General features: G+C 33.9%; 11 protein-coding genes. 6 read left to right on the top strand and 5 right to left on the bottom strand.

The window, feature by feature from the left end; all coding sequences use genetic code 11:
• The first annotated feature begins 61 nt into the window (after positions 1 to 61).
• From GGR32_RS05730 to GGR32_RS05715, 4 genes are all read left to right on the top strand, one after another.
• Entirely contained in the window at positions 62 to 1,348 is a 1,287-nt protein-coding gene (locus tag GGR32_RS05730; protein ID WP_183477236.1) for a citrate synthase, read from the top strand.
• Positions 1,349 to 1,452: 104 nt separating this feature from the next.
• Entirely contained in the window at positions 1,453 to 2,367 is a 915-nt protein-coding gene (locus tag GGR32_RS05725; protein ID WP_183477235.1) for a dimethylarginine dimethylaminohydrolase family protein, read from the top strand.
• Position 2,368: 1 nt separating this feature from the next.
• On the top strand, positions 2,369 to 3,310 hold the full coding sequence (gene ctlX / locus GGR32_RS05720) for a citrulline utilization hydrolase CtlX (RefSeq protein ID WP_183477234.1): 942 nt from the start codon (positions 2,369 to 2,371) through the stop codon (positions 3,308 to 3,310).
• 9 nt (positions 3,311 to 3,319) lie between these two features.
• A complete protein-coding gene (locus GGR32_RS05715) occupies positions 3,320 to 3,517 on the top strand; it encodes a hypothetical protein (protein ID WP_183477233.1) in 198 nt (65 codons plus the stop codon).
• On the opposite strand, the gene GGR32_RS05710 is transcribed toward GGR32_RS05715, so the two are convergent.
• The gene (locus tag GGR32_RS05710) at positions 3,514 to 4,143 is read right to left on the bottom strand and encodes a MarC family NAAT transporter (RefSeq protein WP_183477232.1); all 630 of its coding nucleotides are present in this window, start codon (positions 4,141 to 4,143) and stop codon (positions 3,514 to 3,516) included. The two genes, GGR32_RS05715 and GGR32_RS05710, sit on opposite strands and share 4 nt — an antisense overlap.
• Positions 4,144 to 4,273: 130 nt before the next feature.
• On the opposite strand from GGR32_RS05710, the gene argS reads away from it, so the two are divergent.
• Positions 4,274 to 6,049 (top strand): arginine--tRNA ligase, encoded by a 1,776-nt coding sequence (gene argS / locus GGR32_RS05705; RefSeq protein ID WP_183477231.1) that lies wholly within the window; start codon positions 4,274 to 4,276, stop codon positions 6,047 to 6,049.
• A 12-nt stretch (positions 6,050 to 6,061) separates the two neighbouring features.
• Here argS and GGR32_RS05700 read toward each other — a convergent pair whose 3' ends face one another.
• From GGR32_RS05700 to GGR32_RS05685, 4 genes are all read right to left on the bottom strand, one after another.
• Positions 6,062 to 7,030, bottom strand: coding sequence for a YitT family protein (locus GGR32_RS05700; RefSeq protein ID WP_183477230.1), 969 nt, complete (start codon positions 7,028 to 7,030; stop codon positions 6,062 to 6,064).
• A gap of 61 nt (positions 7,031 to 7,091) precedes the next feature.
• On the bottom strand, positions 7,092 to 9,365 hold the full coding sequence (locus GGR32_RS05695; protein WP_183477229.1) for a TonB-dependent receptor plug domain-containing protein: 2,274 nt from the start codon (positions 9,363 to 9,365) through the stop codon (positions 7,092 to 7,094).
• Positions 9,358 to 10,278, bottom strand: coding sequence for a FecR family protein (locus tag GGR32_RS05690; protein WP_183477228.1), 921 nt, complete (start codon positions 10,276 to 10,278; stop codon positions 9,358 to 9,360). Before GGR32_RS05690 ends, GGR32_RS05695 begins: the two co-directional genes overlap by 8 nt.
• A 38-nt stretch (positions 10,279 to 10,316) precedes the next feature.
• Positions 10,317 to 10,832 carry an RNA polymerase sigma factor gene (locus GGR32_RS05685; protein ID WP_183477227.1) on the bottom strand — a complete coding sequence of 172 codons (516 nt, stop codon included), beginning with the start codon at positions 10,830 to 10,832 and terminating at the stop codon, positions 10,317 to 10,319.
• A gap of 169 nt (positions 10,833 to 11,001) precedes the next feature.
• Here GGR32_RS05685 and ffh point away from each other — a divergent pair, with 169 nt between their 5' ends.
• Entirely contained in the window at positions 11,002 to 12,330 is a 1,329-nt protein-coding gene (ffh, locus tag GGR32_RS05680) for a signal recognition particle protein (RefSeq protein ID WP_183477226.1), read from the top strand.
• Positions 12,331 to 12,369 lie beyond the last annotated feature (39 nt).

Here is a 12,369-nt window from a genome sequence, read left to right as displayed (position 1 = left end):
ATAAATTAACAATAAATTTTGTAAATTAGCGACACTTAAAAAAATAAAATACCATAAACATATGTCAAAACAAGCTACGTTACAAATTGATGGGAAATCGTACGATTTTCCTTTGGTTGTAGGAACAGAAAACGAGATAGGAATTGATATCAAAACTTTACGAAGTGCAACAAATGGTGTAATTACAATAGACCCTGGATATAAAAATACAGGATCGTGTGAGAGTGCTATTACTTTTCTTGATGGAGAAAAAGGAGTGTTGCGTTATAGAGGTTATGCTATCGAAGATTTAGCCGAAAAGGCCAGTTTTCTTGAAGTAGCTTACTTGTTGATTTTTGGAGAACTTCCAGCAGAGTCACAATTAGAAAAATTTTATACAGATATAAAAGCCGAATCTATCGTAGATGAGGAAATGAAGAAAATCTTAGACGGTTTTCCAAAATCTGCACACCCAATGGGGGTATTATCTTCTTTAACAAGTGCTTTAATAGCTTTTAATCCAAGCGCTGTAAATGTTGATTCAGAGGAAGATATGTATAGAGCAATTGTAAAGCTTTTAGCTAAATTCCCTGTGCTTGTAGCTTGGACATTACGTAAGAAAAATGGGCAGCCTTTAGATTATGGAGATAGCTCATTATCTTATGTAGAGAACATCTTGAAAATGATGTTTAAAAAACCTCAAGAAGAATATAAAGTAAGTAAAGTGGTTACAGAAGCACTTAATAAACTACTTATTTTACATGCAGACCACGAGCAAAATTGCTCTACCTCTACGGTAAGAATTGTAGGTTCTTCACATGCCGGGTTATTTGCTTCTATTTCAGCAGGAATTTCAGCATTATGGGGACCTTTACATGGAGGAGCAAACCAAGCTGTTATCGAAATGTTAGAAGGAATAAAAGAAGACGGAGGTGACACTAAAAAATATATGGCTAAAGCTAAAGACAAAGAAGATCCTTTCCGTTTAATGGGCTTTGGACATAGAGTTTATAAAAACTTTGACCCACGTGCCAAAATAATTAAAAAATCTGCCGACGAGGTATTAGGCGATTTAGGAATACAAGATCCAGTATTAGACATTGCTAAAGGCTTAGAAAAAGAAGCTTTAGAAGATGATTATTTTGTAAAACGTAAACTATACCCGAATGTAGATTTCTACTCAGGCATAATTTATAGAGCTTTAGGGATTCCTACAGAAATGTTTACCGTAATGTTTGCGTTAGGACGCTTACCAGGATGGATTGCACAATGGAGAGAAATGCGTTTACGCAAAGAACCAATAGGAAGACCACGTCAAATTTACATAGGTGAAAACTTACGCGAATTTAAAGACATTAGTAACCGATAATTAAAGCTACACAGCTTAAAATATCTTAAAAAGGTTGTTTGGAATGGAATATCTAAAAGAGATGTTTTAAAATTTCAAACAACCTTTTTTAATAGTTAAACAATATGCTTATACCACAAGTAAATAACGAGACAGCAAGACTAAAAGAAGTAGTATTAGGAACAGCAAAAAGTTTAGGCGAAGCACCAAGCCTAGAAGAAGCTTACGACCCTAAATCTAGAGAACACATAAAAGCAGGAACATACCCTACAGAAAAGGATATGGTTACAGAAATGACGGCTGTACAAAAAGTGCTAGAAAAACACCAAGTAAAAGTTTATAGACCAGAGGTTATAGAAAATTATAATCAAATATTTTCTCGTGATATAGGTTTTGTAATAGCAGATAAATTTATAAAAGCTAATATTTTGCCAGATAGAGAACGAGAAATAGAAGCAATCCAGCATGTTCTTGAGCTAATTCCAGAGGAAAACATAGTTCGTTTTCCAGAAGATGTACACGTAGAAGGTGGCGATGTAATGCCGCATAACGAATATATTTTTATAGGGACTTACCGAGGGGATGACTATCCCGAATATATTACGGCCCGTACAAATATGAAGGCCGTAAACGCAATACAAGCACTTTTTCCCAATAAAAAAGTAAAATCTTTTAATTTGCGTAAATCTAATACTGATGCTAAAAACAACGCACTGCATTTAGATTGTTGTTTTCAGCCTGTAGGAAATAATAAAGCAATTATCCATAAAAACGGATTTTTAGAAGAAGAAGAATACCAGTGGTTGATAAACTATTTTGGAAAAGAAAATGTTTTTGAAATCACAAAAGAGGAAATGTATAACATGAACAGTAATATTTTTTCAATTGCTCCAGATATTGTAATTTCAGAACAAAACTTTACCCGATTAAATGCATGGCTGCGAGCACAAGGAATTACCGTAGAGGAAGTTCCTTACGCAGAAATAGCAAAACAAGAAGGACTATTACGATGCTCAACCTTACCTTTAATACGTGAATAAGATGAAAAAACTACAACAAATTACCAATCACATTTTAATGATTCGTCCTGTAGCCTTCGAAATGAATGAGGAAACAGCTGTAAACAACTACTTTCAACAAAAGTTTGAAGCTACTAACGAGGTAGTAAACCAAAAAGCCCAAGAAGAGTTTGATGCATTTGTAGAAAAGCTAAGAAAACAAGGCGTTACCGTAACCGTAGTAGATGATATAAAAGAAAATAAAACCCCAGATTCTATTTTTCCGAATAACTGGATTTCTTTTCATCAAGATGGTAGTGTTGCTTTATATCCTATGTTTGCAGAAAACAGGCGTAGAGAACGTAGAATGGATATTTTGGACACGCTAGAAGAAAAAGGTTGTGAAATTACAAGCGTGGTAGATTATACCGATGCAGAAACCGATGGCCTATATTTAGAAGGAACAGGAAACCTTATTCTAGATAGAGAAAATCGTAAAGCATATTGTGCTCTTTCTCCTAGAGCAGATGAAGATTTGGTAATTGAATTTTGTGAAGATTTTGAGTTTATGCCAGTAATTTTTCATGCCAATCAAACCGTAGCAGGAGAGAGAAAAGCTATTTATCATACCAATGTAATGATGTGTGTAGCCGAAAATTTTGCCGTTATTTGCTTAGATACCATTGATGATAAAAAAGAGCAGAAACATGTTGTTGAAAGTTTACAAGATGATAATAAGGAAATTATAAAAATTTCTGAAGAACAAATGCATGAATTTGCTGGTAACATGCTACAAGTTCGTGGTGCTTTTGATAAAAAGTTTTTAGTGATGAGCAGCAGAGCTTATAGAAGCTTAAATCAAGAGCAAATTTCTGCTATAGAAAAACACTGTGAGATACTGCACAGTGAGCTAGAAGTGATAGAAATTTGTGGAGGAGGAAGCGCCCGTTGTATGATGGCAGAAGTTTTCTTACCAAAAGTATAAAAGAAGTTAATGATGAAAAACACCCTTAAAACAGTACTGTTGCTACTAGGTATATTACTTAGTTTATATGGCTTATTGAGTTTATTTTATCCAGAACTATTAATGCTAGAAATTTTATCAAGTTCAGATAATACAAAACAAGCTGTTGCTATACTTGCTTTAGGGGTGTTAACTTTACTTAGTGGTTTAGGTTTTAAAAAACGCTAGTTAATGCCTTCTATAAGGGCTAAAATAGAAGAGCTAATATATTCTATCCCAATAGCAATAACAATAAACCCTATAATTCTAGAAATGGCATTAATCCCAGAAGCGCCTAAATATTTTACTATGTAATGTGAGCTTTTTAGCATTAAAAAAGTAGCAAAGCACACTAAAAAAATTGCCGAAACTATAATAAAATCTTCTGTTATTTGTTGGTGTTTTTCGTGTAAGCTAATTAATAAAGAAATAGATCCTGGTCCTGCCAACATTGGGATTGCAAGCGGAGTAAGCGAAACCCTGTCGCGTTGTAGTAAATCGTTTTTTATACGTTCGCGTTCCATCCCTTTATGTTTCTGAAAACTTCCTGTTAATAACGCAAATCCAGAGGAAATAATAATAAGCCCTCCAGCAATACGTAACGAGTTTATACTAATACCAAAAAAGTTTAGTATATATTCTCCTACATAAAACGAAACTACAAAAATTACAAACGTATTTATAACAGTTAGTAAGGCGGTTTTAGAGCGCTCTTTGGCAGAATCATCTGTAGTTAAGCCTACAAAAATGGGCAGTGTTCCTAGAGGGTTGGCAACCGAGAACAACCCTGCAAAAGTAAAAATAAATAAATCCAATTGTTTTTGTTGCAAATATCTTTCACTTTACAAGGATAAACTTTAGGCTTTTATTAAATGAGTGTTATCAAATAAAGTACAATTCGGCAGAAATGTTATTTTTGTAGCTTATATATTATAAGCACAAGCTATGAACATTCAGAAACTTATTCAAGAGCAGGTACAAAAAGCAGCACAAGAGCTGTATCAAGTAAATTTAGAGAGTGTAGAGTTTCAAGCCACTCGGAAAGAATTTGAAGGAGATATTACCGTAGTGGTTTTTCCAATGTTACGGCAAATAAAAACCAACCCTGTACAATTAGGAGAACAATTAGGGGCTTTTCTTGTAGAAAACTTAGCCGAAGTAGTGAGTTATAATGTTGTAAAAGGCTTTTTAAACGTTGTATTGTCAGGAAACTTTTACTTAGATAAGTTTAACAGCATAAGAAATACAACGGCTTATGGTTGTGTGCAGCCCACGGAAAATTCGCCTAAAATTATGGTCGAATATTCATCGCCAAACACCAATAAACCTTTACACCTTGGGCATATACGTAATAATTTATTAGGATATTCTGTAGCCGAAATTCTTAAAGCAGCAGGAAATACGGTATATAAAACTCAAATTATTAACGATAGGGGAATACATATTTGTAAAAGTATGTTAGCTTGGCAAAAATTTGGAGAAGGAGAAACCCCAGAAAGCACAGGTTTAAAAGGCGATAAATTGGTAGGGAATTATTATGTAAAGTTTGATCAAGCCTATAAAAAAGAAATACAAGCTTTAGAAAACGAAGGGAAAACTACCGATGAGGCTAAAGCAGAAGCTCCATTAATGCTAGAAGCTCAAGAAATGCTAAGAAAATGGGAGCAAGGAGATGAGGAAATTGTAAAGCTTTGGAAAAAAATGAACCAATGGGTTTATGATGGTTTTGAAGAAACTTACCGAGAATTAGGTGTAGATTTTGATAAAAACTACTATGAAAGCAATACGTATTTGTTAGGGAAAGAAGTTGTACAGGATGGATTAGAGCGTGGCGTATTCTTTAAAAAAGAAGATGGTAGTGTTTGGATAGACCTATCGGATGAAGGCTTAGACGAAAAACTAGTATTACGTGCCGACGGAACGGCGGTTTATATGACACAAGATATTGGTACGGCCATACAACGAGTTAAAGATTTTGATATTAATGGGTTGGTCTATACGGTAGGGAACGAGCAAGACTACCACTTTAAAGTACTGTTTTTAATCTTAAAAAAATTAGGATACGATTGGGCAAATTACCTTTACCACTTAAGCTACGGAATGGTAGATTTACCTAGTGGGAAAATGAAAAGTAGAGAAGGAACTGTAGTGGATGCAGATGATTTAATGAAAGAAATGACAGCAACAGCCAAAACTATTTCGGAGGAATTAGGCAAATTAGATGCTTACAACGAAGAAGAGAAAAACGATTTATATAAAACCATCGGATTAGGAGCCTTGAAATACTATATACTAAAAGTAGATCCTAAAAAACGTATTTTATTTAACCCTGAGGAATCGGTAGACTTTCAAGGAAATACAGGACCTTTTATTCAATATACTTATGCTAGAATTCAGTCGATTTTACGTAAAGTAGATTTCGACTATACCAACTCACTTACAAATTATCAATTAAATGATAAAGAAAGAGTGCTGATAAAACAGCTAGAGTTATTTCCCGAAACCATACAAATAGCGGCAAAACAACACAGCCCTGCTTTAATTGCTAATTATATTTACGATTTAGTTAAGGAGTTTAATTCTTTTTATCAAAATGTAAGTATTCTAGGAGCAGATACCGCCAACGAGAAAGTGTTTAGAACACAATTATCACAAACAGTTGCTAGCAGTATAAAAACAGGCTTTAGCTTGTTAGGAATAGCTGTTCCAGAACGTATGTAGGTTTCAAAAATTTTAATGTAAGGGGCGACGTTTTATCATGCCGCCTTTTGCATTTTTAACACTAGCCATAACAACAAAAGCGTTTTTGTCTATTTTAAGAATTTCTGTATTTAAGCGGTTTAGTTCTAAACGGGTAACAACCGAATAAATAATATCTAGATTATCATCGATGTGTTGGTGTTTTACGCCTCGCTCTCCTTTATAAATAGTTACTCCACGACGCATTTTATGTAAAATCATTTGGCGTATCTCCTCGCTGTGTACAGAAATTATAGTTACTCCAATATATTCTTCTATTCCTTCTACTACAAAATCTAAGGTTTTAGAAGCGGCAAAATAGGTAATCATAGAATAAAGGGCGGCTTCTATAGAGAGTAAATAAGCTGCAGTAGAGAAGATAATAACATTAACAATCATAATAATATCACCAATACTTGCGCCTAATTTTCTACTCAGGAAAATAGCAAGTACCTCGGTGCCATCAATAACAGCTCCACCACGTACGGCAAAGCCAATACCTGCACCCAAGAAAAAACCACCAAAAACGGCTACCAAGAGTTTATCGTCGGTTACTTCTGGAAAATGAACGGTAGCTATAACTAGGGCCAATACGCCAATTGCAATACTTGTTTTTATAGCAAACTGTTTGCCAACTACTTTAAGTCCGAGCAATACAAAAGGGAAGTTTATGATTAAAATAAGCCAGTATAAAGGCATATCGGTCACTCCAGAAATTAACAAGGCAATCCCTGTTGCACCACCATCAATAAAATTATTAGGTAAAAGAAAACTTTCTAGACCAAATGCTGCCGCAAAAATACCAGTAATAATAAATAAGCTTTCTTTTAATAATTGTTTAAAGGAAACCTTAAATTTATAAAAAACTTTTGCATTTTTAAAACGAGTTACGTTTTCACCTTCAGAGATGATATCTTGTTTGTCTAAAAATAAATTGATAAACTTTCTCCAAAAACTTTTCATACTGTATAATGGCTTAAATATTTAGGCAAGGTATAAATTTTAAGAAAAAAAATATACTTTTTTAAAATTTTAATCTAAAAACAAAGTTAGGAGTTGTACCTAGTGCCTTCTGTTTTATGAGTGAAATTTCGTCATTTTGTTGTTTATAATATGCATTGATGATATTATTGAAATCAAATATATTCCAAATAGATAAACCTGCGTAAGCAGATATTTTATTTCCTAACGAAAATTCTTGACTTACCGAAAAATCTATACGTTTATAGTCTTTTAAATTTCTGCTATTAGCAGTATCATAATCAAAAACATTTTGCGTTTCTCCGTAGGTTGTAAGTGGGGTAAAAGGTTTTCCATTTCGCCATAAAATACCTAATGAAGCTTTAAACTTGTTAAGGTGGAAAGAGCTACCTAACGTTATGGAATTTTTAATTTCAAAATTGTTAGGAAAGTGTTTTGGAGAGAATTCAGGGAAGGTGTAATTGTTGTTACTAATAGTATAAGTTGCCCAAATATTGAAATTTTTAAGGCTTTTGCTCACCAAAAAATCTATGCCTGTAATGTTGTATTCTCCAAGTACGCTGGTGTATTCGTATTGGTTTTGAAACTCTTGACTTTGAGAGGGGAGGTTTTTTACTTCTTTAGTATACATTTCTGCGCTTGCAAGCCAATTTTTCTTACTAAAGTTTATTCCTGCCGATAATTGCTTACTTTTAAGAATAGGTAAGTTTTTAGCAGTGGTAAGCTCCCATTTTCTGTTTTCTATGCCTAGAAAGTCGGTTTGGAAATCGGAAATTTGCGTAGTGGTTTGGCTTTTTAACTCGCCAGAAACCTCTAAGGAAAACGCTTCAGATAGCTTTTGATTTAGCGAAAGCCGAGGTTCTGCCCTAAAATGATTTATTTTTTGAAAATAATTAAACCTGCCTCCTAAATTTATTTTTGTTTTTTTGTTGCTACTCGTGTATTCAATAGTACTAAAAACAGCATGTGTAGATAATTTGTTTTTACTGTTCAGACCAAAAAAGTTGGTGTTATTTACCTTTGTTAAACTAAATTCATAGCCATTATTCCATTTTATATAATTATTTATTTGCCAATTGGTTTCTGTTAGTATGCTGTATTCTTGTAAATTATTGCGTTCTTCTTGGGAGCTTAGGTCTATTTCTGTATTTATTGCTGCTAACTGATAGTTAGAAAAGTAAGTTTGTACATTGGTTTGCACTCTGCTATTCCATTGCTTCTGATAAAAAATGCCAATACCTAAATTTTCTTGATTTAGGTTACTTTGGTTAGTTTTAAGTTGTTGATTTATAAACTTATTTTCTTTAAAATTTAATTCGTTAGAAAAATAAACAAAGTTAACACGTAGTTTATCCTCGTTAGAAAGTTGAGATAATGCACGTAAACTTATATCGGAGAAAGAAAATTGTTGATGTGTATTTATCTGATTAGGGCTGTTGCTGGTTATTTCTGTATCCTGAAATGCTCTGGCATAGTATTTATTGTAAGTAGGGGTAACAAATGTCCCGTTTATAGATGTTCTAGCGGCTACTTGAACAGAAGTTTTTTTAGTTACAGGGACATCCGCTAATGCATCTATGCTGATAAAATTTATACCTGCTTCTCCTTTAAATTTAGGGTTAACATAATTGTCTGTTTCCAAAGAAATAACCCCAGAAACACTGTTGCCAAATTTACTAGGCGTGCCGTTTTTATATAATGTGGTTGTTTTGGTTAAATAAGGATTTATGGCAGAAATTAATCCGAAAAAATGTCCTGATTGATACAATTTTATCCCATCCCAAAGGATTAAGTTTTGATCGTGTGTACCTCCGCGAATATTTAGGTTAGACACGGTTTCATTTACACTTTCTACTCCGGGTAATGCTTGTACTGTTTTTAATGGGTCGGGTTCTACGAGTCCAGGAAGAATCCCGAAGTTTTTATAATCAATTTTGTAGCTCCCGTCTAAACGTTTGGTAATTCCTTTAGTAATATAATTAGAAATAATAATCTCCTCAAGGAGTTGTACCTCTCTAAAAACAACATTAGATTCGGGTTTTTTATAAACAGTAACAATACTTTTTTCTAATAAAGAAAATTTTAAGCCAGATTCTTTTTCTAAAAATTCAAGGGTTTGCTCAAAATCGATGTTTTTAGGAACATACGGAATGTTAATGTTGTTGATGGTTTGGTTAGCATAAGAAAATTTGTAAGGAAACCTTAACTGGATTTCTTTTAATGCCTCATAAAGGGATATTGTTTTTTGTTGCGCAAAAACCAACGAGGAACCGATAGAAATCCATAAACATAATATAAGTAAAAATTGTTTACTCACCTTTTTGTAGGGTTACTACATGACCGTTTTGCTGATAGGTTAGGTTGAAAGCTAAAGCGATAGATTGTAATGCGCTAGATAAATTATCATGAACAAAAGTGCCAGTATATAAATCATCACTACCAAAGGTAACATTTTTTATTTTAATTTCTATGGCATACTGGCGTTCTAAGGCTTTAATTACTTCAGTAATCGGAATACTGGTAAAAGAGCTGTAGCCATTTACCCAATCGGGTGTGTTTAGGTTGGTTTTTTGGGTTGTAATATTTCCGTTATTTAGGCTAAAACTTTCTCCAGCTACTAGATGTAATGTTTTTTGTGGGGTTACTACCAAAACTTTTCCTTCATAACAAGTAACCTCAAAAAAGTTATCGCGCTGCTCAACATTAAAAGTTGTCCCTAATACGCTTACGTTTCCTAGCGGTGTTTCTACTGTAAATTTTTCCCCTTTTTCTACTTCAAAAAAGGCTTCTCCTTCCAATGTTAAGTTTCTGTTTTGTTTCCAGTTAAATCGGGAGTAAGAAATAACAGAGGCTACACTTAAAGAGACCTTAGAGTTATCTGGAAGTGTAATGTGTTTAGTTTGGGCTGTTTTAGTGGTGTAATTGTGTGTTGTAAAATAATAAGTATATCCGCCAAAGGCAAGCGCTATTATGGCAGCAACAGCAGCAATTTTTAATAATGGCTTAAAAATAGCGCTTCTTCTTTTTTTATGAGAAGCTAAGTTTTGTTGCAATTGCTTATAACTTTGTTGCGAGTTAGGCTTGGGAAGTGTAAATAACAAAGCTGTTTCGGCTATTTTTTTATAGGTATGAAACTCCTCCCATTGCTCTAGCACTGCAATTTCTGCTGGTGTGGCTTCGCCGTCCAACCATTTTCGGAGTAATAATTCTATGTTTTTTTGTTCTTCCATTTTATATACAACAACTTAAGCTGTAAAAACCCTACCTTTTAAAGCTCTTTTATTGTTTTGCGTAATTTTTTTAAAGCCCCATAAATTCTTTTTTCTACTGCTTTTTGAGAAATGCCTAGTATTTCTGCAATTTCTTTATGTTTTTTTCCTTCAATGCGGTTCATTAGAAAAGCTACGCGCTGGGCTTCAGATAATTCAGCTAATGCTAATTGGTATTTTTTTAGGTATTCTTCTTCTTCCAACAAAAACTGAGGGTCTTGATGGTTGGTATGCTCTTTTTTTTGTTGTTGATATTTTAGAATTACTTTTTTGTGCTTAACTTCATTTAGCATGGCGTTATTAGCAACTGTATAAAGGAAACTTTTTGCTTTTTCTGGCGGCACATCTTTACATTTCTTCCAAAGCTTTATAAATGCTTCCTGCATTTTATCTTCGGGGTTTAGGTTACTCCCAAACTTGTAGTATAAAAAATTTCGTATCTCATCCGCATAGCGGAGGTATATTTTTTTAAAAACAGTTTCTTGACAAGTATTGTTATGTAAAGATTTGGGCATTGAAAAATAATTCGGGCTTTAAATGTAGTAAAAAAAAGAAAGTAATTTTAATAAAATAATTTTTTGAAGTCTCCTTAACCAAAATGATTGAAATTTTATTAATAGATAGTTTTTCTTGTTATCTTACAAATGATTAACTTTGCAAACCTTACAAAACCGAATATAAATTATGTTTGATAATTTAAGTGATAAGTTAGATAAAGCTTTACATATACTAAAAGGGCATGGGCAAATTACCGAGGTAAACGTTGCCGATACCCTTAAAGAAGTTCGTAGAGCCTTAGTAGATGCAGATGTTAATTACAAAATTGCAAAGAATTTTACCAACGCTGTAAAAGAGAAAGCCATAGGGCAAGGTGTATTAAAAGACCTTAAGCCAGGGCAGTTGATGGTAAAATTGGTAAAGGATGAACTTACCGAATTGATGGGAGGAGATACAGCGGGGATAAACCTTTCGGGAAACCCAAGTATCATTTTAATGTCTGGTTTACAAGGTAGTGGTAAAACTACTTTTTCGGGTAAGTTAGCCAATTACTTAAAAACCAAAAAAACAAAAAAGCCACTTCTGGTTGCCTGTGATGTATACCGACCAGCAGCTATCGATCAGTTACACGTAGTGGGCGATCAAATAGGGGTAGAGGTTTTTAGTGATAAAGAAAATAAAAATCCGGTAGATATTGCTCAAAAAGCGATTGCACATGCAAAACAAAATGGGCATAATGTCGTGATTATAGATACCGCAGGGCGTTTGGCTGTAGATGAAGCAATGATGAAAGAAATTTCTGAAATTCATCAAACCATTCAGCCACAAGAAACCTTATTTGTTGTTGATGCCATGACAGGTCAAGATGCTGTAAATACAGCAAAGGCCTTTAACGATGTCCTGAATTTTGACGGGGTAATTCTTACTAAACTAGATGGAGATACGCGAGGAGGAGCTGCCATTTCAATTAAATCTGTAGTTAATAAACCTATTAAATTTATTGGTACAGGAGAGAAAATGGAAGCTATAGATGTTTTCCACCCTTCACGTATGGCCGACCGTATTTTAGGGATGGGAGATGTTGTATCTTTAGTAGAACGTGCTCAAGAACAGTACGACGAAGAAGAGGCAAGAAAACTACAAAAGAAAATTGCAAAAGATCAGTTTGGTTTTGATGATTTTTTAAAGCAAATTCAACAAGTTAAAAAAATGGGGAACATGAAAGACTTAATAGGCATGATTCCCGGTGCAGGAAAAGCACTAAAAGATATCGATATCGATGACGATGCGTTTAAACATATTGAAGCAATAATCCATTCGATGACACCAGAGGAAAGAGAACAACCTGCCATTATTAACGCAAGTAGAAAAAAGCGAATAGGTAAAGGTTCAGGAACTTCGGTTACCCAAGTTAATCAACTCTTAAAACAATTTGGGCAAATGAGTAAAATGATGAAGATGATGCAAGGCGGTGGCGGTAAAAAAATGATGCAAATGATGCGCGGAATGCGTTAAAAGTTTTAAGCTTGCTTGTGAAAAGTAAGCTTTTTTTAT

It is taken from the genome of Mesonia hippocampi, assembly GCF_014197445.1.
In the GTDB taxonomy this organism is placed as follows: Bacteria; Bacteroidota; Bacteroidia; order Flavobacteriales; family Flavobacteriaceae; genus Mesonia; species Mesonia hippocampi.
The sequence above is the reverse complement of the archived record's forward strand: the minus strand, read 5'-3'. Positions and strand labels throughout refer to the sequence as shown.

Coding starts and splice junctions, on each gene's coding strand:
- GGR32_RS05730 (WP_183477236.1), top strand. CDS start 62: ATGTCAAAACAAGCTACGTTACAAATTGATGGGAAATCGTACGATTTT.
- GGR32_RS05725 (WP_183477235.1), top strand. CDS start 1,453: ATGCTTATACCACAAGTAAATAACGAGACAGCAAGACTAAAAGAAGTA.
- ctlX (WP_183477234.1), top strand. CDS start 2,369: ATGAAAAAACTACAACAAATTACCAATCACATTTTAATGATTCGTCCT.
- GGR32_RS05715 (WP_183477233.1), top strand. CDS start 3,320: ATGATGAAAAACACCCTTAAAACAGTACTGTTGCTACTAGGTATATTA.
- argS (WP_183477231.1), top strand. CDS start 4,274: ATGAACATTCAGAAACTTATTCAAGAGCAGGTACAAAAAGCAGCACAA.
- GGR32_RS05700 (WP_183477230.1), bottom strand. CDS start 7,030: ATGAAAAGTTTTTGGAGAAAGTTTATCAATTTATTTTTAGACAAACAA.
- GGR32_RS05690 (WP_183477228.1), bottom strand. CDS start 10,278: ATGGAAGAACAAAAAAACATAGAATTATTACTCCGAAAATGGTTGGAC.
- GGR32_RS05685 (WP_183477227.1), bottom strand. CDS start 10,832: ATGCCCAAATCTTTACATAACAATACTTGTCAAGAAACTGTTTTTAAA.
- ffh (WP_183477226.1), top strand. CDS start 11,002: ATGTTTGATAATTTAAGTGATAAGTTAGATAAAGCTTTACATATACTA.